Source organism: Alkaliphilus peptidifermentans DSM 18978 (assembly GCF_900101495.1).
GTDB classification, from domain to species: domain Bacteria; phylum Bacillota; class Clostridia; order Peptostreptococcales; family Natronincolaceae; genus Alkaliphilus_C; species Alkaliphilus_C peptidifermentans.
The window spans coordinates 49,451-71,390 of sequence record NZ_FMUS01000021.1; the positions used below are offsets into that span (position 1 = coordinate 49,451).

Annotated in this window: 21 protein-coding genes and 1 pseudogene; 3 read left to right on the top strand and 19 right to left on the bottom strand. The window is 34.9% G+C overall.

Features of this window, described 5'->3' with window-relative positions; translation table 11 throughout:
- Positions 1-24 precede the first annotated feature (24 nt).
- The 10 genes and pseudogenes from BLP68_RS14505 to BLP68_RS22340 all read right to left on the bottom strand — a co-directional run bounded on the left by BLP68_RS14505 (position 25) and on the right by BLP68_RS22340 (position 9,185).
- A complete protein-coding gene (locus BLP68_RS14505; RefSeq protein WP_091545241.1) occupies positions 25-1,158 on the bottom strand; it encodes a TRAP transporter substrate-binding protein in 1,134 nt (377 codons plus the stop codon).
- A 268-nt stretch (positions 1,159-1,426) separates the two neighbouring features.
- The gene (locus tag BLP68_RS14510; protein WP_091545244.1) at positions 1,427-2,239 is read right to left on the bottom strand and encodes an IclR family transcriptional regulator; all 813 of its coding nucleotides are present in this window, start codon (positions 2,237-2,239) and stop codon (positions 1,427-1,429) included.
- Positions 2,240-2,363: 124 nt separating this feature from the next.
- Positions 2,364-3,545: a M20 metallopeptidase family protein gene (locus BLP68_RS14515; protein WP_091545246.1), complete on the bottom strand. Its 1,182-nt coding sequence runs from the start codon at positions 3,543-3,545 to the stop codon at positions 2,364-2,366.
- A gap of 92 nt (positions 3,546-3,637) precedes the next feature.
- Positions 3,638-4,870, bottom strand: coding sequence for a Glu/Leu/Phe/Val family dehydrogenase (locus BLP68_RS14520; RefSeq protein WP_091545249.1), 1,233 nt, complete (start codon positions 4,868-4,870; stop codon positions 3,638-3,640).
- 56 nt (positions 4,871-4,926) lie between these two features.
- The gene (locus BLP68_RS14525) at positions 4,927-5,865 is read right to left on the bottom strand and encodes a hypothetical protein (protein ID WP_091545252.1); all 939 of its coding nucleotides are present in this window, start codon (positions 5,863-5,865) and stop codon (positions 4,927-4,929) included.
- Between the two features lie 47 nt (positions 5,866-5,912).
- Positions 5,913-6,761: a 3-methyl-2-oxobutanoate hydroxymethyltransferase gene (gene panB, locus BLP68_RS14530; RefSeq protein ID WP_091545254.1), complete on the bottom strand. Its 849-nt coding sequence runs from the start codon at positions 6,759-6,761 to the stop codon at positions 5,913-5,915.
- Positions 6,762-7,318: 557 nt separating this feature from the next.
- Complete coding sequence (locus BLP68_RS14535; RefSeq protein WP_091545257.1) at positions 7,319-8,176, bottom strand: bifunctional 5,10-methylenetetrahydrofolate dehydrogenase/5,10-methenyltetrahydrofolate cyclohydrolase; 858 nt, start codon at positions 8,174-8,176, stop codon at positions 7,319-7,321.
- Between the two features lie 199 nt (positions 8,177-8,375).
- A pseudogene (locus BLP68_RS22335) lies at positions 8,376-8,833 on the bottom strand (formate--tetrahydrofolate ligase).
- Positions 8,834-8,856: 23 nt separating this feature from the next.
- On the bottom strand, positions 8,857-8,931 hold the full coding sequence (locus BLP68_RS22390; protein ID WP_334292593.1) for a hypothetical protein: 75 nt from the start codon (positions 8,929-8,931) through the stop codon (positions 8,857-8,859).
- Between the two features lie 20 nt (positions 8,932-8,951).
- Positions 8,952-9,185 (bottom strand): formate--tetrahydrofolate ligase, encoded by a 234-nt coding sequence (locus BLP68_RS22340; protein ID WP_176759047.1) that lies wholly within the window; start codon positions 9,183-9,185, stop codon positions 8,952-8,954.
- 321 nt (positions 9,186-9,506) lie between these two features.
- On the opposite strand from BLP68_RS22340, the gene BLP68_RS22000 reads away from it, so the two are divergent.
- Positions 9,507-10,289, top strand: a complete 783-nt coding sequence (locus BLP68_RS22000) for a LysM peptidoglycan-binding domain-containing protein (protein ID WP_242877000.1) — start codon at positions 9,507-9,509, stop codon at positions 10,287-10,289.
- A gap of 54 nt (positions 10,290-10,343) precedes the next feature.
- Here the strand turns inward: BLP68_RS22000 and BLP68_RS14555 are convergent, their stop codons facing one another.
- The 6 genes from BLP68_RS14555 to BLP68_RS14580 form a co-directional block, all read right to left on the bottom strand.
- Positions 10,344-11,549 (bottom strand): M20 family metallopeptidase, encoded by a 1,206-nt coding sequence (locus BLP68_RS14555; RefSeq protein WP_091545259.1) that lies wholly within the window; start codon positions 11,547-11,549, stop codon positions 10,344-10,346.
- 167 nt (positions 11,550-11,716) lie between these two features.
- Positions 11,717-12,631 (bottom strand): M15 family metallopeptidase, encoded by a 915-nt coding sequence (locus BLP68_RS14560; RefSeq protein ID WP_242877001.1) that lies wholly within the window; start codon positions 12,629-12,631, stop codon positions 11,717-11,719.
- Positions 12,632-12,731: 100 nt separating this feature from the next.
- Complete coding sequence (locus tag BLP68_RS14565) at positions 12,732-13,235, bottom strand: flavodoxin family protein (RefSeq protein WP_091545261.1); 504 nt, start codon at positions 13,233-13,235, stop codon at positions 12,732-12,734.
- Between the two features lie 73 nt (positions 13,236-13,308).
- Positions 13,309-14,196: a cell division protein FtsX gene (locus BLP68_RS14570; protein ID WP_176759048.1), complete on the bottom strand. Its 888-nt coding sequence runs from the start codon at positions 14,194-14,196 to the stop codon at positions 13,309-13,311.
- Positions 14,193-14,870, bottom strand: coding sequence for a cell division ATP-binding protein FtsE (locus BLP68_RS14575; RefSeq protein WP_091545262.1), 678 nt, complete (start codon positions 14,868-14,870; stop codon positions 14,193-14,195). The genes BLP68_RS14570 and BLP68_RS14575 overlap by 4 nt, the downstream gene beginning before the upstream one ends.
- Before the next feature lie 26 nt (positions 14,871-14,896).
- Entirely contained in the window at positions 14,897-16,012 is a 1,116-nt protein-coding gene (locus BLP68_RS14580; protein ID WP_091545264.1) for a coiled-coil domain-containing protein, read from the bottom strand.
- Positions 16,013-16,266: 254 nt separating this feature from the next.
- Here BLP68_RS14580 and BLP68_RS14585 point away from each other — a divergent pair, with 254 nt between their 5' ends.
- Positions 16,267-16,851: a TetR/AcrR family transcriptional regulator gene (locus BLP68_RS14585; RefSeq protein ID WP_091545265.1), complete on the top strand. Its 585-nt coding sequence runs from the start codon at positions 16,267-16,269 to the stop codon at positions 16,849-16,851.
- A 4-nt stretch (positions 16,852-16,855) separates the two neighbouring features.
- Positions 16,856-18,793, top strand: a complete 1,938-nt coding sequence (locus BLP68_RS14590; protein WP_091545267.1) for a serine hydrolase domain-containing protein — start codon at positions 16,856-16,858, stop codon at positions 18,791-18,793.
- Positions 18,794-18,889: 96 nt separating this feature from the next.
- Here the strand turns inward: BLP68_RS14590 and BLP68_RS14595 are convergent, their stop codons facing one another.
- The 3 genes from BLP68_RS14595 to BLP68_RS14605 all read right to left on the bottom strand — a co-directional run bounded on the left by BLP68_RS14595 (position 18,890) and on the right by BLP68_RS14605 (position 21,699).
- Positions 18,890-19,576 carry a DUF4381 domain-containing protein gene (locus BLP68_RS14595; RefSeq protein ID WP_091545269.1) on the bottom strand — a complete coding sequence of 229 codons (687 nt, stop codon included), beginning with the start codon at positions 19,574-19,576 and terminating at the stop codon, positions 18,890-18,892.
- 41 nt (positions 19,577-19,617) lie between these two features.
- Entirely contained in the window at positions 19,618-20,328 is a 711-nt protein-coding gene (locus tag BLP68_RS14600) for a hypothetical protein (RefSeq protein WP_091545271.1), read from the bottom strand.
- Positions 20,329-20,403: 75 nt separating this feature from the next.
- Entirely contained in the window at positions 20,404-21,699 is a 1,296-nt protein-coding gene (locus BLP68_RS14605) for an SPFH domain-containing protein (RefSeq protein WP_091545272.1), read from the bottom strand.
- Positions 21,700-21,940: the final 241 nt, after the last annotated feature.

Here is a 21,940-nt window from a genome sequence, read left to right on the forward strand (position 1 = left end):
CAGGAGAATGGTACTCAAAGAATGTTAGTCGTTAATTCCCAAAGCTTTTTTGGCTGCTTCTATATCTTTTTGAAGTGCCTCTAAAATTTCTTCTGCCTGAACCCCTCCAATTTCAAGGAACTTAGGATATACTTTTTCAGCACGCTCTTTAAAAGGCTTTAGGTCTTCACCAGTAACTTCTATAACTTCTATGCTTGGTTTATCCTTAAGCATTGCTTCTAAGTCAATTTCTGTCTTTTCATCAATCCATTTACCTGAAGGAATAATGGCATCAATCCACCATTCTCTCATTTTTTGTTGTGCTTCTTGTGGTAATGAATCAAAGAATTGCATATTAACAGTTGGAATTCCTAAGAAAGGCTCAGCATATATTTGAGTGAAGTAATTTTGCACTTCATAGAAGTTCATGCTTCTTATGGCAAATATAGGATTTACCTGTCCGTCAATTAAACCCATCTGAAGACCACCATAAACTTCTCCATATGACATAGGAGTAGGTGAAGCACCATAAGCCATGTAGTCTTCAACTAGAAGTGTAGACCCCATTACTCTAACCTTAAATCCATTCATATCTTCTACAGTTCTAATTGGTTTATTAGCTGTCATCCACTGCCATCCTTCATACATTACACTTAGTGGAACTAAACCATTTCGACGGAAGCTTTCTTCTAAAATATCCATAAACTCCCCATTTCTAACAACATGGTCAATTACCTCTGGAAGGCGCTCAGATGGCCAAATATAATGTAGAGCCAATACTTGAGCCTCTGGTACAAAGGCGCTTATCCATGCGAAATCGGTGAAAACGTATTCAACCACACCATATTGTGCCAATTCATTAATGTCACGTGTATCTCCAAGGGTACCATAAGGATAAACAGTTACATCAAAATCACCATCAGACCAAGCCAGCATTTCATCAGCAAAATACTCTGCCCATACCGTCATAAAATCTCCTTCAATTTCTTCCGAGGCAAATTTTGCTTCAATTTTAGAGTCAAATATTTTATTAGTTTTTTCTACAGCTTCACCATTGGTTGATCCTACTGGTTCAGTAGTATCATTATTACTACTGCATCCTGTCAGCCCTAATGTACCCATCAAAATAAGGATTAATAACATTGCCAACATCTTTTGCATTGGTTTTCTGTTTTTCATTTTTCTTCCCCCTTAATTTTTTTAGAATTTGATAGATGATTACTACCAAACCACTTTAAAAAGACTGTTATTTTAATATTTAACTGTCTTATTAAAAAAATATGAAATATGTTATCTTCGCATAGCTTGACATATAATGCTTAATCTATGCTCAGTCCAATGCTTGATGGGTATATTGGCATTCATTTTATTGACAATTCTGATAATTTAGACTAGTTTATAAGCTCTACTAGTAGGTTTTATTCCCACTAGATAGAGCTGTGTCTTTCTAATTAATGTCTTTCTTTTCGCCCATATAACCCACAAAGGCAGCTAATTCTTTAGTTGCTATATCGAGGCCTTTTTTAATATCCATTATTTTATGAAAGCTCAATCTAATACTTGGGCCGCTAACACTTACTGCTGCAACTACCTCATTTCTGTAATTTCTTACAGGCATTGCTATACAAGTTAAGCCTGGTACAAATTCTTCATCATCAATACTGTAGCCCTGTTTTTTTATTTTTTCTAGCTCTAGCATTAAATCATCTAATGAAGTAATGGTATTGGCCGTAAATTTCTTCAATTCGGTGTCACCATACAGGTTATCTATTTCTTCCCTTGTCATCTCAGCCATTAAAGATTTTCCCATTGCTGTTGCATGCAATGGTTCTCTACTACCCACCTGAAGGTTAGCAATAAGGGTTGCCTTTGCATTCATTTTTGATATTGTAACTACAGAGTTTTCTACCCTTACTCCTAAATTTACAGTTTCTCCATAGGTATTACATAGGTCTTCAAGAATTTTAGTATCATAATTAAATAGGTTTCTTTGCTGTGGAATTAGATTCCCAATTTCAAAGAGCTTCCATCCTAACCTGTATTTAGTATTGTTGGGACACTTCTCAACATAGTTATACGACTGTAGAGTATCTAATAACCGATGCACAGTGCTTTTTCCCATCCCTAGCTTACTGCTCAGTTCACTTATTCCAAGACCTCCATTTAAGCCATCCTTAGATAAAATATCAATTACATCTAGTGCCTTCTCAACTGTTTGCACTGGGTACTTGGGGTTTTTAACATTTTTTACATTTTCCAATTGTATCTTCCTTCCTCTTATAATTCTATATTATAGAACGTTTTTCTCGAGTTTATTATACTATATACAATCTAAATATCCCAGTACATTTTTAACTCCCATATGATATTTTCTCTTATTATAGTTACATCTTGTTTAAATAAGCTAAAACACTTCTAATATGCAGCTCAACACCAATAGCTAATGAATCTTCGTCAATATTGAACCTTGCGTGATGATGTGGGTAATTTGATCCCTTTTTGTCGTTTCCAGTACCAACAAATATAAATGTACTTGGTACCTCCAATGAAAATTCAGAAAAATCTTCCCCTGCCATGCAAACATAGGGTACAATGTCTTTTTGAGGATCATTTACAACTTTTTCTGCCTCCTGCCTTACCATGCTTGTAAGCTGCGGATGATTAATTAATACTGAATTGCTGGGGATAAACTGTAATTCATAGTGGGCTTGATGTGCTTCACATATGCTCTTCACAATTCTTTCAAACCTTGCATAGGGCTTTTCTTCACTTGTATCATTACCCTCATATAGATGTCTGATGGTTCCTTCTAAATCTATGGCTTCGGGTATAATGTTTGCTGCAGTACCACCATTGATTTTTCCAAACATAATAACGGTTGGATTTAGTGCATTAATCTCTCTTGTTTGTATCATCTGGACATTTTGAATAATACTGGCTGCCGTCAAAATTGGGTCTATTGAGTACTGTGGAGCCGAGGTATGCCCTCCTTTTCCAATGATTCTTAGTTTGAAATTCTTATGGGCACCCATTATTGGTCCTTCAGAAATTCCAATTTTTCCTGTTTCGAGGGGTGTCCAAAGATGAATTCCAAGTGCCGCATCTACTTTTGGATTTTCCATTACCCCTTCATCAATCATTATTCTTGCTCCTGCTTCTTCTTCATTGGGTTGAAAAACAAACTTTATATTACCTTTGATTTTTTCCTTATGCTTAGCCAAAATTTTTGCAGCTACCAGTAGCATCGCAACATGGCCATCATGACCGCATGCATGCATCTTTCCTTCATAAAGGGATTTATATGAAAGGTCATTTTCTTCACTGACCAATAGAGCATCCATGTCTGCCCTCAAAATGACTGTTGCACCTTCTTGACTTCCCTTTAATAATCCAACAACTCCAGTAGTTGCTATTTTCATTACTTCAATTCCACAATCCAATAAATATTTCTCTATAACCTCTGAGGTCCTAAATTCTTGAAAGCCTAACTCTGGATGCTGATGAAAGTCCCTCCTTAAGTCAATCAGTTCTTGAGCATATTTTTTAATCTCTTCTTTAATATTCATGTGACTCAGCTCCTACTTAAAAAAGTCAATACTTCAAGGTCTTCCTTCCATAAAATTATAAGAATATTATGGAAGGAAAACCTATTAATTGGTTATACCCAGCCTCTGGCCTTCATTGAATTACTAAGCTTCGTTAATGCATTAACCCAAGCTGCATTCCTCATTGATGTTTTCTTTAGATCAGCTGTTTCAACTGTTTCTCTATATGCCTTTACAATGCGTTCCTTTAGCTTTGAATTAACTGTCTCGATATCCCAATAGGTATCTGTTAATCCTTGTGTACGTTCAAATGAACATACGATTGCACTACCACAATTTGTAACTACATCAGGTACAACTTTAATCCCTCTGTCTTCTAGTATTTTTTCGCCATTAGGTGTTATTGGTCCATTGGCACATTCAAGAATTAACTTTGCTTTAATGTTATTTGCATTTTCTTCTGTAATAACACTCTGAACCGCTGCAGGCATTAGGATATCACAATTAAGCTCAAGTAATTCTTGGTTTGATATAGGTCTTGACCCAGGGAACCCTGCCACTGTACCTTCTTTATCTACATAGCTTTCAAGCTCATTAACATTAAAACCATCTAACTTAACAATTCCACCATTAATGTCACTTACAGCTATTACTTTATAGCCTTCTTTATATAATAATCTTGCAGCTATTCTGCCTACATTACCAAAGCCTTGAAACACTACAGTTGACCCCTTAGGAATGGACAAATCCTTCACTGCCTCCATTGTTACAAAGAAAGCTCCTGTTCCTGTAGCTTCCATGCTTCCAACAGTACCATTAACCTCTGCTGGTTTATCGTTAATTGCAGCTGGACTGTGGAAACCCATTATTTCTTCGTATTCATCCAACATCCATGCTTGTGTTTTAGCACTTGTTCCTATATCTGCACCAGGAATGTCTACCCAAGCTCCCTTCATTGGAAGCTTTCGAATATAAGCCCGCGTAAGTCTTTCAAGCTCACCTTCACTTAATTTCTTAGGGTCAACCTTAATTCCACCTTTTCCTCCACCAGCAGGTATTCCTGCTACTGCATGCTTAATTGTCATCCAAAAGCCCAACGCTTTAACAGTATCAAGGTCTAAATCAGGTACAAATCTAGTACCGTTTTTTGTTTGTCCTAATGCATCATTATAATGTACACGGTAAGCAGTGAATATTTCTAGATCTCCATTATCAAGCTTCAATGGAATACTAAACTGGAATATTCTTTTGGGTTGGCTTAGAAATTTTACTACATTAGGCTCCAGTCCTGCAACTTCACTTGCTGCACGTAAAGTGCTTAACGCTGTATCAAACGGGTTACTCATAATTTTCCTCCTATCATGTTACCCCAAAGGGTTACTTTGTTGTTACCTAATCAACTTTATGGTTTAGGTATTGCAAGGTCTTCCTTATAGTCATTAAAGATTAATTTCTTTCCACTATCCTCAACCCATTCTTTACAAATCTGAGCCATTTTTACCTTCACCTTCACTAGATGGTTTAGATGGTCAGAATCATGCCATGAATTATAAAGATCACACTCATTTTTACCAGGCTCAAATTTAAAATATACTGGTGCACAAATTCTAGCAATTTCATCGGCTTCGATATGTCTTTGGTTTCCGCCCATGGAATCCACAATGCTCATATATACATCCAGGGGAATATTAGTTACGCTCCTTATAGCAGCAAACATGGCTAAGCTTAAATCAGCCAGGGGGTTAAAGCTGTCTGCCCCTAACTCTTCTAATAGCTTTCCACCAACGGCATTACCATGTCCTGCGAATACTGAAACCTTGAATTTAACATCAGCTGGAATTGCTCCATCTGCCCGCATCTTATTTAGTAGGTATAGTAATCCTTCATCTGGAATTAAGAATCCTCTTAGACCAGCTTCTAAGCATCGATTGAATTCCTTAAGCCATAAGTACAAATTATCTTGACCTCTAATTCTCATTCCTGAAACATATCCTTCTGCTGTAAGATACTGTCGACCTGTATCCCATCCTCTTGTAGGTGCAGGATTAACAAGGGCTTCGATTTTAGCTTCTGCGCCTATCTGTGCATAGTATTTTAATTCTTGTTTATCCAGGAGAGCTGATCCGCCTACCGTTCCAATAACTCTGTGGATAGGCATTTTGTATTTAGCTGCTTCTTTAACCAACACCTCAAAATTCTCAGCATTTTCTATTCCTGGTATTTCCATTCTATAATGAGCTCCACCTTCAAAAGTAGTGGATGAAGAAGGCAAATCGTGTCTGTCTTTTAATGGAAAGCTGGTTTTTTCAAGAATGAAATTTTCAATATTTTTCATTGTCATAATAAATCCCTCCAGTTTAGTTTTTATAAATCCTTTAATAACAACCCTTACTCAAACTCTTTAAATAGTTTTTCAAATTCATCCATGCTCTCTAAGACATGATAAACATGGTCATCAGTTGGAAATTGTCCATTTTTTACTTCATTTATATATTCCTTAAAAGCATTAACTTCTATCTCAGCAACATTTGCGTATTTTTTTACAAATTTAGGTGTAAATGCTTGGAACTTTCCTAGCATATCACCACTTATAAGTAACTGTCCGTCACATGCTCCAGCACCAATTGAATAAACTGGTATATCTAATTTTTTTGCTATAAATGCTGTTACCTCTGGTGGAACTGCTTCTACCAACAATGAAAAGGCTCCTGCCTCTTGTACTTCTAAAGCATCTTTAATAAGAGCTCTAGCACTATTTACATGTCTCCCTTGTGCCTTAAATCCACCCAATTGTCCTGAGCTTTGAGGTGTTAGTCCAATATGCCCCATTACTGGAATTCCAGCATCTGTTATGGCTCTAATCCTACTCTTTACCCTTTCGCCACCCTCCAGCTTAATGCAGTCAACATCAGCTTCTTTAAGAAATCTCACTGCATTTTCTACTGCTTGTTGATCATTCACTTGGTACGAACCGAACGGCATATCTCCAATTATCCAAGTATTTGGAGCTCCTCTTCGAACGGCTTGGCAGTGGGAAATACAATCCTCCATTGTCACTGGGATTGTTCCTTTATAGCCTAACACCACCATTCCCAAGGAATCACCCACCAATATCATATCCATACCTGCTTGTTCAGCAAAGGAAGCTGTAGGAAAATCATAGGCAGTTATCCAAGCTACCTGTTCCCCTTCCTTTTTCATTCTCATTAAATCAAGAATGCTTTTTTTCTTTGCCATTAATATGCACCCCTTTAACTTTGTTATTGATAAAATATATTGAAAAAATTATTGCATGCACTGAATTGTTATTTGTTGAACTATATTAAATTTTCTGATATTTTAATTTAAAAATAAGATTCCAATAGTGATAAATAACCTTCACGTTTTTCTAATTATTAGAACGCCGTTTATTTTGTTCTTTTGTTGTTTTAATTCTACATCTCTTTTTGATTTCCTTCTATTTTTTTTATTTTTTTTATAGAATTCCATTCTATTATAGGTCTTGTATTATGTTTGCGTAGCTAAATCACTACTTTTTTCTATATATTTTATTAATTTATTCTATATTTTAGAACGTCATTCTTGTATTTATCTATTTCTAGATTCATTTTCGTATTCCTCCTTTCTACTTTATTTTTTTTATATTTATTTAGTTACACATATATTTTTTCTTTAATTATGTGACAATTCTACATTTTAGAGACACGTTCTATTATGTTGTCGAAATACATACAAAAAAAACTCAGAGCTATAAGATTATAGCCCTGAGTAAATAAGGTCAAACTGTTAATGAATTATTGAACTCCTTTAATTATATATGCTGCCTTTACAAGATTCTCAAGTAGTAAAGTGGTTGTAACTGTACCAACTCCATTAGGCACTGGTGTAATTCCTGCTACAATGTCTACTACCTTATTATAGTCTACATCTCCACATATACTTCCTTCTTCGTCAGCATTAATTCCCACATCTATAACTATGGCTTCCTGACTAAAATACTTTTCATCAAAAAACTTGGGTTTTCCAATTGCAGTAACAATAATATCTGCATTTGTTGTAATACCTTGAATATCTTTTGACTTTGAATGACAAATAGTAGGTGTCGCCCCGTCTTGAATCAACATCATGGCTAAAGGCTTACCAACTACTACACTACTATTAATTACAATAACATTGGAACCAGCTAATGGTATTTCATAGTATTTTAATATTTCTATAACTGCCTTTGATGTACATGGTACCAAACCATCTAATTCTCCCTCAAATACCTTACCCAAATTAATGGGATGCATACAATCTATGTCCTTTTCAGGACTAACTAAATACTTCACTATTTCTTGAGGCAATTGTATTGGTAAAGGTCTAAAAATTAGAATACCATGAATATCATCATTATCATTTAATGCCCCTATTTCTCGTTTAAATTCTTCTAGAGAAATATTTAGATCTAGGTGACACAAATGCGTTTCAATCTTCATTTGATGACAATTCTTAATTATATTCTTCTCGTAGGCTATATCATCTTCACGTTTTCCTACCCTTACTATAGCTAGCTTAGGATAAATATCTTGCTTATTCAAAGCTTCAATTTTTTCTTGTATATTTTGCTGAATACTTTTCTTTACTTCTTTTCCAGTTAGTATTTTAGTCATTTTAAATCCTCCTATCGATTTTTGCATACCATATCATTATTAATATATTTTTTAAAAGCATTATACCTTCTTAATTTACTCTACAGTATTTGAAAACCCAGCAACTAAATGTATATAGTACAAGCACCGAGTCTTCTATGGCAGAAACAATAGTATGCATTAGATAAGTAAGTAGCTTGCATGAGTCTTTTTCTTTTATCTAGAACAAACCAATTATCTCTCCATCTTCTAGTATATCCATATTATTGGCTGCAGGTATCCTAGGTAATCCTGGCATAGTCATTATGTCTCCAGTTAAAGCTACAATAAACCCAGCTCCAGCGGAGATTTTTATTTCTTTAACATTAATTCTAAATCCAGTTGGTCTTCCAATCAAGCTAGGATCATCCGATAATGAATATTGTGTTTTTGCCATACAAATAGGCATTTTATCTAGTTTTAGTTTTTCGCATTTTTCTATTTGGTTTAAGCAGTTTTGCTAAAGTCAACTCCATCAGCACCATATATCTCAGTAGCTATTTTTATAATTTTTCCTTTAATGCTCTCATTTTCGTCATATAGGGTTTTGAACTTATTACTTTTACCCTCAGCCACTTCTACAACTTTATAGGCCATTTCAGTTCCGCCAGTTCCACCATTTGCCCATACATCCGACAAAACAACCTCAGCACCCTTTGATTTCAGTGTTTACGGAGATAGTTAAGTTCAGCTTCAGTATCTGTTGGAAATTTATTAATTGCAACAACCACTGGCACTCCAAATTTATGTACATTCTCTATATGCTTTTTGTTGTGGTCTTACCCTCTCCTGCAGGAGTTGGATTTATTGCAGTAACAAGGATTAGTTTTCCATCCGGTTTATCTTCCAGACGTTTAAAAACCTCTAAGGATACCTTTGCTTTGTAATTACCATACAACTCCAACTCATTTTCGTCAATTCCTAAATTCGCAGCAACCTGCGTTATAGGAATCATTTTTGCTTCTTGTCCAATTTGAACATCTGTTTTCACAATAACACCTCCGATAATTCTTTTTCACAGAACATTGTATCACAATTCAGAAAATTCTACCATATTTTTTTATCATTTCCTTCCACATGTATCTTGCAACTTAAACATCTCATGAAAATACAATGAAAAATGCCATTGGTTTGTGGTTCTGGATATTAGAATTTCATTAAGCCTAAGTAATTACATATCTCTAGTTAATCTAATATACTTTTCCCTTAGATATAACAGTTCATTTAGAGAACCTATTATTTTTAATTGAATATACTATAGTATACTATGATACCATGGTATATTAAAACATTAAAAAGGAGGAGAAAATATATGTACTATCACTACAATCAAATGCCCTGCCCCACTGGAACTACACCATATATTATTCAGGCAGGTGATACTTTTTATAGCTTGGCAATTCGCTATAACACCACTGTTCAAGCTATAATTGCAGCAAACCCAACTGTTAATCCATACATGCTTATGATTGGCCAGAGGGTTTGTATTCCTACTGTTGTGCCACCACCAACAACATGCCCCACAGGAACAACCCCATATACCATAAGGGCTGGAGATACATTCTATAGAATAGCTATATCTCGTGGAATTTCCCTTGACGCTCTGTTGGCAGCTAACCCTGGAGTTGATCCCGATAGGTTGTTTATTGGCCAGATAATCTGCGTACCTGTTACTCCGCCGCCACCAGCTACTTGTCCAACTTTAAGATTAGGAAGCAGAGGTGCTGATGTTGAGAGGCTTCAACGTCTATTAAGAGATGCTAGCTTTGATCCCGGTGCAATTGATGGTATTTTTGGCTCAAGGACACAATCAGCAGTTATAGCCTTCCAAAGAAGTAAAGGTATAACTGCTGATGGAGTTGTAGGAGTGAGAACATGGACTGCACTGGGTGTAGATTGTGCTGTTCCACCACCACCGCCACCACCACCTACTTGTCCAACAGGAACTAGAGCCTATACAATAGTAGCAGGCGATACCTTCTTTAACCTTGCACAAAGATTTAATACAACTGTTGATGCAATAAGAAGAGCTAATCCAACAGTTAATCCAGATAACTTGCAGATTGGTCAAAGAATTTGTATTCCAACAGCTTAAAACTATAATAACAAAACCAAAAGACTCATTTTCATGAGTCTTTTGGTTTTGTCACTAATTACAAAATTCCAAGGCTATTGAAGCGTATATCAAGGTGGCTGGCAATACCTCATGTATATTTAAGTACTCAATAGCTGAATGGGCAGTCTCTAAATCCCCTGGAGCAAAAATAACAGTTGGTATCCCTGCATAGCTGCTTAATAATCCACCATCCGTCCATGCAGTAAAAAATGTTATTTCAGATTCTTTTTTATAAATATCCATAGTTGCATTTCTTGCTATTTTTACAAGGGGGTGATTTGTGTCTGTTTCCAATGCCTCGTGTATATATCCTTTTCTCATAGCACTTACATCCATAACCTTAAAACTACAATTGAATAGAGGATCTTCCGACTTTAATTCTTCTATAATTTCCTGGTACTCATCCATGATATCATTATATTTTTTTCCTGGTACCCATCTTCTATCAATTTGTAAAGTACACTCTCCAGCTACTGTGCTGGGTTGTGTCCCTCCTTTAATTGCACCATAGTTCATGGATGAGCATCCTATAATGGGGTGGGTTTCAGCTTCTATTTTGGTGATTAACTTTTCTTCACATTTCTGTATAAATCTCGATGCCCTTACTATAGCATTAATGCCATCCTTCTGCTTGCCCCCATGTACTGTTTTTCCTTTGAAGTAAAACTCCAACCATTCAAGTCCTCTATGGGCAACACATACATTTAGGCTTGTGGGTTCACCAACGATTGCTCCATCAACCTTCATATTCCTTTCAATAAAATTAATAGTGCCTTCACTTTTTTCTTCTTCATCGATTACACCTGCAAATATTATATCTCCCTTAAGTTGAAGATTAGCTCGCTTAATTGCAATTATAGCTGATATCATGCAGGCTAATGGCCCCTTCATATCAACAACACCTCGACCTATCATTTTGCCATCTATAATTTTAATTTCAAAAGGATCTTCTTCCATGTCGTAGGGTGGTACAGTGTCTATATGTCCTGTTAAAAGTAAACTTTTACCACCGCCATTACCCTTAAGTTTAGCAACAATATTACATCTACCATCTACAACATGGTGGAGTTCAGAATCAATTCCTTCTTTTAAAAATAAGCTATGTATGTATTCTGCCACTTTTGTTTCTTGATTCACAATACCCGGATAGCTTGGTATTTTCACCATATCTTTAATAATGCTTACTACCTCATCCTGTGAAATAACAGCTCTAATACTGTCCATTTCTATATTTTTCATATATAAATCCCCCCTGTCTATTATTATATAACCAATCCCTTGGTTATAATTCTACATTACATGAGTTCATATATCCAACTATAGCAGTCATTAGAGTATATTATATAGTAAAGAACCAAAGTAAAATACTATTGGTTCTTCGCTAATAATTTTTTAAAATATCATAATTAATATATATCCTTATTTGTATACTCAAATTTAAAATATTCTTCCAGGGTTATATCTGAAGCTGATATTATCTCAGCTACTTCCTTCCCAACATATCTAAGATGCCATGGCTCATAGCTATATCCAGTTAAGTGTTCTTTTCCTTTTGGATATCTAATAATAAATCCAAATCTATGGGCATTTTCCTTCAACCAAATTCCTTCTTTAACATCTCCAAACTCCGGCTTTAGCCCTAAACCTACACTTCTACTACTAACATCCATTGCTAATCCTGTTTGATGCTCGCTTTGACCCGGAAAGGCGCTGGTCTTATTTGCTTCCCTTTCACCCTGACGCTTAACATTAGCCTCAAATATCGATTTTTGAGTGCTATATGCACGATAACCTGACACAGCGAATAGTTCAATATTATTATTTGTAGCTTCCTTGAAAAGGTCCTCTAGCGCATCAGCCGCAATTTTCCTCATATACTTTTTAGGTAAGTCTTCACTAAAAGAAAAGCTTATATTAGGTATAACAAGGTCTGATGGAACGTAATCTGAGGGTAGGGTTCTTTCCTTGTTTACTAATACCAAAATATCCTGTGGGTCTTCTATAGTAACTATATTTCTTTTTACTTCAGTATTATTATCTACCACAGGTGGTGTAGCTGTATTAGAGTTGTTATTACCTTCATTAATTTCTGTTTCCTGTGTTTCTTCTATTACCACTATAATATCCTCTTCTTCAATATCGCTATCCTCTTCTATAATATCGACTTCTTTTAAATCTTCATCAATACTATCTTCTACTTCATTTCCATGGGCTTCTTCATATCCTTCTGCCTGTACTGGTTGTTTTAGATACATTCTTACTGTTCCAACTATTACAAAAATCAATAATATTACTACTAAAAGTATTCTCCCCTTTTTCATCAGTATATTCCCCTAACTGTTGTCTATTGTATAGATATTATTAACCAACTTATCACCATTAGTATATCATACAAGAGGTGATAAACTCAATTATAAGCTATTATCTAACTTTATCAACAATTTCCTTTGCCCATTGCCGTGCCTTTTCTACGGCATCCTTTTGCTTGTTAGATAATGGCTCAAAAAAGTCTATTTCTCCAACTACATTACTATCCTTCAAGGCCTTTCTAAGATTGGTAAAGGTTTTACCATTTTGACCACCATGACAGCTAAATAACCCTATACCCTTGTTTTTAAAATCTACAGTATCAAGAAGTGTCGCTATAGGTGGCACATAGGTCCAAGCCCATACTGGTGTTCCAATAATTATTACATCATAATTTGCTGGATCTAAATTTAAAGGCTCCAGTTCAGGCTTTTTACTCATTATCACTTGGCTACCACCCCAAAGATATTTAGAAAACCCCTTTGATTTCATTTCTTTTACAGGTTTAATTCCCAGAAGATCTGCGCCTATTGCCTCTGCCATTACTTCAGCCATAAGCTTTGTATTTCCCTCAAACGAATAATAAACTACTATTGCTTTTAATTGTTTTTCTTCCATAATTTGCATTACTCCTCTCTTTTGTTAATTCTATCTTATAAGCTACACTTAGCTTCTTAAACTCCCACTATATTTAATGACTTTTTGATGATGTTAAACCAAAAATACTACCGCCAATGCCAAGAGTTATACTTAATGTCACTATCATAATTGCAAGACCCGAAACTAGCACCTCTCTAGGAGGTAAAGGAATAAATGGAAGTGGACCAGTCATTTGAGTATAAATTTGATTTATAGCCAGATTCGATAAAATTGATGCCACAATACCTCCACCAACAGTTAAGAACAACCCCTCCAGTAAAAATGGGAAGGCAATAAAAACTTCAGGTGCTCCTAGTAGCCTTAAGGTCTTTATTTGCTCTCTATTGTTATAGATACCCAGTCTAATAATATGAGAAATTATAAATAACGTGGATATGCCCACAGCAGCAACAACAAGGAATCCTAAAATTTGCAATAATCCTGCTATATTATGTAGTCGATCAAGTACATTTCTATTATCTCTTACGTGACTAACTCCAGTTAAGAGATCAACTTCTTTAAGCACATTATTGACTTCTTCTAAATTAATTTTCGCCTCTATAAAGGGGCTAAAGGGATTATCATCAAAGAATTCTAATACAGTTGCTTCTTTTCCAAGTATCTCCACCATTCTTTCGTAAGCTTCACCTTCATTAACAATTCTTACCTCCCCAACACCCTCTATATTCTTTATTTCTTCAACAAGCTGTTGAGTAGCCCTACTGTCTATATTGTCATCGAAATAAATGCTTATTTCAGCCTCCCCTTGAATAACATCAATGACTTGATTACTTACCCACCAACCTGAAATTACCATAGCAAGAATAAAAAATATGAGACCTATACTAAAAACTGAAAATATATTAGACAGTAAATCCAATTTTACTATGGTTTTTGCTTCTTTTATAAAGTATCCTGTATTATATATTATGTTTTTCATTTTGCCTCACCCAGACTTTCACTGTAAATATTTCCCCCATTCATTTGTATTAATTTATCATAATCTTCATATTCAATTAAATGAGTTGCATGGGTAGTAATAATTACTGAGGTATTATCATCCTTAAAGGATGCCAATAGCTCTAATATGTTCAAAGCATTATCTTTATCCAAATTACCTGTTGGCTCATCAGCTAATATTAGTGAAGGTTTTCTTGCCACAGCACGAGCTATAGCCACCCTCTGACCCTCTCCCCAAGAAAGGTTTTCTACTGGCGATAGCAACTTATGCTTTAATCCTACCTTTACTAAAGCATCATTGGCTGCTTCCCTTATCAGACTAGGAGAAAGATCTAAAAATCGCATCCCCAGCATAACATTATCAAGGGCTGTTCTTCCCTTTATTAGCCTAAATTCTTGAAAAACAGGCCCTATCCTTGTACGCAATTTTCTTATGTTGGAAGAATTACCCTTAGTCATATTATGTCCTAGAACATTTAAAGAACCCGTAGTAGGAAACTCCACCCCCATAAAAAGCTTTAAGAGGCTGGTTTTTCCCGATCCGCTGACTCCAGTAATATATACCATCTCTCCAGCATCTACACTGAGATTAATATCCTTTAAAGCCATAGTTCCATCAGTATATCTTAAACATACGTCTTTCGATTCAATCATTTTTAGTCCCCCTCTTAAAGATTGTACTAGAAAAAAGAAGGTAAAAATAGTAGCCTCAAATAACCCTCTGTTATTTCAACAGACCGAATAGTATTACCTTCTAGTAGTGGCTTAAAATCCAACTGCAACTCTTCTTCACTGAATAACTCATCTATTGCCCCAGCCTGAAGAGGCATGTTGAAAAAGCTCCCTTCCTCCACCTTTAACGTAAGTATACTGCCCTCTTTAATTACAAAAGTTCCTATTAGAATAAGATGATTGTCAGGCATCCTTAATTCAACTTTATCTTGGTAAAAATTCAACTCCATTCTCGGTAGAATTGATTGTTCAGCTACTATGCTATTGAAGACTTTATCTTCTAAAGAACCTCTTATTCCAAATAAGGTAATGGATATCTTTATGGCATCATCCGGGAAATTCCCTTCTTTGATTATTCTAGTAAATTCCTTTATAGTTTCTGAAAATAATGGTTTAAGTTCAGTCCACATGATCTGCATATTTTCAAGCTGCTCTTGATAATATTCTCTATCTTCCTCTAAGGAAAATAAATAATGCTCCATCTCTTCCTTCAGGCTAAGGGATTTTGCTAGAGACTCCCTCAGCAATTGATGTTTTTCCTCTATTAAATTCAATTTTTCAGTAAGTTTTTGATTTTCAGCTGTCAGTTTATCTCTACTTTCCTCCAACTGCTCCATCAGATCTCCTGTGTTACGGGTTAGATCCCTTAAGGTGTTTATTCTTCTAAGAAATGTTGTCAAACTATCTGAATTAAGTATTATTTCTAAATAAGAACCTGGCCCCATACGCTGATAGGTTTTAAGAACCTGCTCCAAAGCATCCTTACTTTTTGTGTATTTAATTTCTTCTTTTTTTATGTTTTTCTCCAAAATCAGCATTTCTGTATTTATGCCGTCTATTTCCCTGGCAATTTCAACCTCCTGCTTTTCCATTTCTTCTATTTCATTTGCTAAGACAAAAAGATTATGAATGATTTCAATTTCATCCTCCGATATATTTAAAAGCTTTAATTGAATCTCTGAAAAGGGGTCTACCTGTCCTACAACATCAATTGGAAATAAAGCTATACCAGCTAAAGATATTACTAAACACAAAAGAATAATTAAATTAACATTTTTTTTCATATATCCTACCACTCCCCCTTTACAACAATTATCAAGCTTATTTCATGGATTATAATCCTATTCTATCAGAATGCATACCATACTAAAATCTTTTTTTAGATGAATCCAGTAAACTAAACAAACTAAAATTTATTATTAGATAATTTAATTATTATAAATTTTGTATTGTAATTTTACAAAGCCAAACATATAATATAACATATGTTATATATCATTAGTTATATAAAGTTTTTATATTTTTAAGGAGGAATAGTATGGCACCTAAGAAAAAGTTTTCAAAGGAAAAAATTATTGATGCAGCTTTTGAAATAGCACGGATGGAGGGAATTGATAACATTACTGTAAGAAAGGTGGCTGATAGATTAGGAAGCTCTATTGCACCGATTTATGTAAATTTTAAAGATATTGATGAATTAATCGTTGCGGTGATAAGAAAAATCAATGAGGTTGGCCAGAAAATGTACCTCGCTGAGAATTCGGGGAATTCCTTTCGTGATATAGGTGTTGCCAGTATTAAATTCGCTAAGGAGTATAGCGTACTTTTTAGAGATTTAATAATGAAGAACAATCAACATATGAAGGACTATGATCAAGATATGGGTGGTTTTCTAATAGAAGAGATGAGAAAAGATCCTGATCTTGAAGGCCTGCCTGATGAGGTGCTAATGAATATTTTACTAAAAATGAGAATTTTTCAGCTAGGACTTTCTGTTATGGTTGCCAATGGACTGCTACCGGAGGATTTTAATGAAGATATGATAATTGGTATATTAGAAAGCACAGGCAGCGATATTGTTACTGCCGCAAATTTACAAAAAAGTTTATTAAAGGGGAGATAATTTCATGCTTAAAAATTTAAAAATCGTGCTAAAGACAGCTTTGTTAACTATCCTAATTTTATGTTTCGCTATATCACCTGTTATAGCAAATTCTAGCAATGTTAAAAACGTTGAAGAATTTCTAGATGATGTAATCCTTTCAAAGATGGATGAATATAATATTTCAAATCTTACGATATCGATTGTTTCAAATGGAGCATCAGTTATGGAAAAGGGCTATGGATATTCCAATATAGAAAAGAAAATTCCTGTTAATCCTGCTGGTACTCTTTTTCGAATAGGCTCCACCTCTAAAATATTTACATGGACAGCTGTTATGCAGCTTGTTGAGGCTGGTATGCTGGATTTAGATGTTGATATTAATAATTATTTAGATTTTGAAATTCCATCAAAGCTTCACAATGAAAAATCAGAAACAGCACCAATTACCCTAAGGCATTTAATGACCCATACTCCAGGCTTTGAAGATGCTTTTGCAGGGCTTTTCTACTTGGAAGAAGATAAACTTCCTCCTTTAAATGAGTACCTGCGTCTCCACCTTCCTGCCCGTGTGTTTCCAGCTGGCGAAGTGGCCGCCTATTCAAACTATGGTTCGACCCTTGCTGGTTATATTGTTGAGAGGGTCTCTGGAGTCGAATTTGCTGAATACATAGAGGAAAATATATTTACACCGCTGGGAATGAATACTAGTTCCTTCCGTCAGCCTTTACCACTTGAGCTGTCATCAAAACTGGCGACTCCCTATAGATTTGTCGATGGCCAATTCTTAGAAGCTAGCTTCGAATATGTGCCAGAGCCTGCAGGTGCCATGAGTACTACGGCTTCTGATATGAGTAAATTTATGATGGCTCATTTGAATGGAGGTAGCTTAAACGATATCCAAATTCTAAATGCGGATACAACTAAATTAATGCATAGCTCTCAGTTTACTCATCATCCTTTACTTGGAGGTATGACCCTTGGTTTTATGGAGGGCATCTTTAATGGAAAGAGAACCCTCTTGCAGGGTGGCGGAACTATGATATTCACTACAGGCTTTTATTTACTACCAGAGGAAAATGTTGGTGTTTTCATTTCCTATAGTGGTGGCGGCCACATTATTTCTAATGAAATATTCCAAGCATTTTTAGATCATTATTATCCATCATCTAACAGCACATTTGAAAAGCCAAACCAAAACAGCCTCGAAAGATCTCGTCAGTATCGAGGAGAATATCATATGAGTAGACGTAGCTTCACTACATCAGACAGTCTGATTAGTCTTATGATGGGGGTTATCCAAGTGGATGTAGATGATGATGGGTATTTACTCGTAACTCATTTGGGAGAAACTAATTCTTTTGTAGAAATTGAACCAGGAGTATATGGCAATCTTAGAGAAGAAAGAACTCAGGATTATTTTGGTCCTTTTAAAACAATTGTTTTTGAAACAGATCCTCTTGGGAGAATTATGATTACTTCTGATGGACCAATGACCTATTCAAAGGCTCCTTGGTATGCCACAGGTATGTTTACAATTTTAGCCTTTGCCATTGTCTTATTAACATCTATCGCTTCTTTTATATATTGGATAGTGCTATTTATATTAAGCTTATTTAAAGGTAAAAAAACGCAAAACCCTAAACTGGCGGTTGCTGCTGGTTGGATTGCTATAGCCTTTAGTCTTGTAACTTTACTACTTGTGACGGGATCTCTTGCTTCCAGTGAACCTAATCCAGTATATGGTGTGCCTATGTCATACTTTGGTATTTTACCAGCTTGGGCTTCAATTCTAGATATTATTCCTATGTTATTGGCTATTATGGCAGTTCCAATTGCTATACTTTCAATTGTAGCTTGGGTGAAGGGTTACTGGGGAAGATTTGGCCGTATCCATTATTCTATTTTTGCCACTTCCTCCATAGTTTTAATATGGATATTCTACTACTGGAATTTGGTTTAATATAATAAAAATATAAAATCCCGCAAAATACACATAGCTAATTTGCGGGATAATTTTAATCTCTTTATGAAAAGTAATTATTATATATTTGATTTTTTAACTATTAATAGGAGAACCACAATATTGACATTCGTCAACGCTGCCTTTACGGATCTTGTTATTTGCGCCGCAGCCTTTACATCTGACGGCAACCATTTCTAAATTAGGATTAGAGTCAACCTTTACATTTGTATCCATATTATATATGTCTTGCTCTTTAGGTAAAATAATCTCTTTTAATGTCTCGTTAATATATGCACCTGAGAAATATCCCCTATTAATCATCTTTTGTATATCTTTTTTGGCTACTTCATATGATGTTGGTATAGCTGCTGCAATATTATTAATAGATGTTTCTTCATGGTTTACAATAATTGAAATGTATTTTTTAAATCTTTCTGCATTTTGTTTTGTTCTTCTACCAAGGAATATTAATGCACCACCAGCAATTAAAAAGAATAAAATCATAAAAACGTCATCGCTGCCTAACCCTTCTGAAATGCTAACTAAGAGTCCAATTACTGCAAAGGCAACACTTATCCACCCAATTATTGTGATTATCTTTCCTGAAATCAGTGCAGCCTTTTTGTCAATAGTAGTTCTCTTCCAAATTAAGAATATACCAACAGGCCAAAATACTATTGTTACAATGATAATTATAGGCCAAGAAAGCCACCAGGATATTGGGGGATTTTTATGCAGATCTTTATTTTTAGCATGATAGCTAGAGTTGTCTGTACTCACTTTGTTTTTCCTCCCTTTATTATTATAAGTTTGCTTTTATTCTAAAAACCCCCTCGTTTTGATTGAAGAGTTATCATATTTCTTTCTTTAATCATTGAATTAATCTTATCTATAAATTGCTTTATTTCTGTTTCCTTTCCCTCCTCGTCCTTTAGAAAGGCAGCTAATTTGCTTATTTCATTACTAATTTCTTGATCTAAAACAATGTTATTAGCCATTTTATCACTGTATTTCAACATTTCATATAGCTCATCAAGATAGTATCTATATGGTTGAAATTTTGTATCATTCTTGAGAGAAAAAACAATATTTTCACCATCCTGTAGCCATTCTCTGATATTTGAATTTTTCTTATTTGAGTTATGTATATTGGAGGATAATACTAATAAACTAATACATATAGTAGCTGCTACACCCATTATCATAATCTGCGTTGTAATAAATCCACCTAAGTTATCATTAAAAATTTTTCTAAACAACAGGGAAGTAAAGGTGGCGAGTATCCAATAACCACTCAATGCTGTAGTTATACCTGCCCTAATAAATGTTGTCTTTGTATACCTATCATTTATTGTTAGTAAAAACAAACCTGCAAATAAGGCAAATTCTGAAATCAGCACAAAAACCAAACCTGCATAGTCAAAACTTGTTCTATCATCCTTTGAAAATCCCACAAAGAAAGTAACTAATGTAATAGCTATTATTATTAAGCATATTCCAACATACGCAGCTAGTTTATTACTTTTTTTCATTTAATCCCTCCTCTTTAAGTGATGACTATTTTTACAGTACTTGTTATCATTTTTTCTTTGTCGAATTATAAAATTCTATATTTTATTGCCACACTCTGGACAGAATTTTGGAGTACCGTCTATTTCAAAATTACAATTAGAACATCTTTTCACCAGAGTTGTTCCACACTCTGGGCAAAATTTCATTTTTCCTTTTAATAACGTGCTGCAATTAGAACATGGCTTTGGCATTGAACTTCCACATTTATGACAATTGTCGGCACCCTCTTTAACATCCTCTTCACATTCAGGACATGGATTATATATGGTTCCACATTCAGGACAGAATTTCACATTTTTTCCATACTTAAAATTGCAATTGCTGCAGGTTGTTTCGTTTTTTTCCTGTTTTTCTTCAAAATTATGTCCACATTCACTGCAAAATCGCTTTTCTATTTCCATGGCGGCATTACAATTTGGACAACTTTTTGATAAAGTTTTTACTGTTGAAGTTTTTATGTTCTCTGCTATTCTACTAAATTGAGGGCCCATAGCACCCCCTAAACCAACTCCCATTCCTAATCCAACCCCAGCTCCCATTAGACCAGACTGAGCTGAGCCTGGATTAGTGGCAGCACCTTCTAATGTGTCAAAAGAACGCTCTTGAGCATAATCATATCCAACAATGTCCATTTCAGCCCGCTTCGCTAAAGCTTCTTTTAGTTTATTTACCGCAGGGTCATCCTCTGGAATGTTTATATCATTTACATAAAAGTTCACCAGTTTAATTCCATATTCCGACATAATTGGAATCATTTTATCCTTTATATACTCTGATAATTCATCAAGATAGGCATTAATCTCCAAAACACTAACTTTTTTATGTACTAGATAAGTAGATATGGCATCCTTTGCCTTTGTTAGATATAACCCTCTAAAAAATTTAAGCATATTATCTTTATCAAATGAAGGAAGTGTACCAACCAGCTTCATCAAGAATTTTCTTGAATCCTCAATCTGAACACCAAATTGACCAAATGATCTAAGGGAAATAAAAATCTTGTACTTAGGATCTTGTAGTTGAATTGGAGTAGGTGTACCCCATTTTACATCAAGGGAGAAAATTTTGTTTATATACCAAACCTCCGCAGTGAAAGGCGAACGCCCGCCAAAGGGAAGATTGACTATTTTATTTAAAATTGGGATATTTGCAGTTTCTAAAGTATGTCTTCCGGCGGGAAACAAGTCTAGAGCTTGCCCACCCTTAAATAAAATAGCCTCCTGTGATTCATTAACAATAACCTGTGTCCATGTACCAAGCTGTTCACTCGGATATTTCCAAGCAAATACATCTGGATTACCGTTATATTTCACAACCTCTACTACTGCCATTATAAACACCTCTCTATGATAAAATCAATTTTTTTGAATCTTTTATAAAAATTTAATTTGGTTAGTTTTTACTTTAATAAATTTCTATTCAAATTAATTCAAATCTATGTAGCTTTTTATTACATTTTTCATTTAATAGGAAAGTCTTAATTTCCTATTAAATACGGGGTTGTAAAGGGGGCGATCCCCATTGTGATCAATGAGGAGGATACAGCGAAGCGTCCTAATGACCCGAGGGGTT

Excerpts from the sequence above, each read along its gene's own strand:
- BLP68_RS14560 (WP_242877001.1), bottom strand. The coding sequence starts at position 12,631 with ATGAAAAAGGGGAGAATACTTTTAGTAGTAATATTATTGATTTTTGTA.
- BLP68_RS14570 (WP_176759048.1), bottom strand. The coding sequence starts at position 14,196 with ATGAAAAACATAATATATAATACAGGATACTTTATAAAAGAAGCAAAA.
- BLP68_RS14580 (WP_091545264.1), bottom strand. The coding sequence starts at position 16,012 with ATGAAAAAAAATGTTAATTTAATTATTCTTTTGTGTTTAGTAATATCT.
- panB (WP_091545254.1), bottom strand. The coding sequence starts at position 6,761 with ATGGCAAAGAAAAAAAGCATTCTTGATTTAATGAGAATGAAAAAGGAA.
- BLP68_RS14590 (WP_091545267.1), top strand. The coding sequence starts at position 16,856 with ATGCTTAAAAATTTAAAAATCGTGCTAAAGACAGCTTTGTTAACTATC.
- BLP68_RS14555 (WP_091545259.1), bottom strand. The coding sequence starts at position 11,549 with ATGAAAAATATAGAAATGGACAGTATTAGAGCTGTTATTTCACAGGAT.
- BLP68_RS14585 (WP_091545265.1), top strand. The coding sequence starts at position 16,267 with ATGGCACCTAAGAAAAAGTTTTCAAAGGAAAAAATTATTGATGCAGCT.
- BLP68_RS14515 (WP_091545246.1), bottom strand. The coding sequence starts at position 3,545 with ATGAATATTAAAGAAGAGATTAAAAAATATGCTCAAGAACTGATTGAC.
- BLP68_RS14505 (WP_091545241.1), bottom strand. The coding sequence starts at position 1,158 with ATGAAAAACAGAAAACCAATGCAAAAGATGTTGGCAATGTTATTAATC.
- BLP68_RS14520 (WP_091545249.1), bottom strand. The coding sequence starts at position 4,870 with ATGAGTAACCCGTTTGATACAGCGTTAAGCACTTTACGTGCAGCAAGT.
- BLP68_RS14605 (WP_091545272.1), bottom strand. The coding sequence starts at position 21,699 with ATGGCAGTAGTAGAGGTTGTGAAATATAACGGTAATCCAGATGTATTT.
- BLP68_RS22000 (WP_242877000.1), top strand. The coding sequence starts at position 9,507 with ATGTACTATCACTACAATCAAATGCCCTGCCCCACTGGAACTACACCA.
- BLP68_RS14575 (WP_091545262.1), bottom strand. The coding sequence starts at position 14,870 with ATGATTGAATCGAAAGACGTATGTTTAAGATATACTGATGGAACTATG.
- BLP68_RS14525 (WP_091545252.1), bottom strand. The coding sequence starts at position 5,865 with ATGACAATGAAAAATATTGAAAATTTCATTCTTGAAAAAACCAGCTTT.
- BLP68_RS14600 (WP_091545271.1), bottom strand. The coding sequence starts at position 20,328 with ATGAAAAAAAGTAATAAACTAGCTGCGTATGTTGGAATATGCTTAATA.
- BLP68_RS14535 (WP_091545257.1), bottom strand. The coding sequence starts at position 8,176 with ATGACTAAAATACTAACTGGAAAAGAAGTAAAGAAAAGTATTCAGCAA.
- BLP68_RS14565 (WP_091545261.1), bottom strand. The coding sequence starts at position 13,235 with ATGGAAGAAAAACAATTAAAAGCAATAGTAGTTTATTATTCGTTTGAG.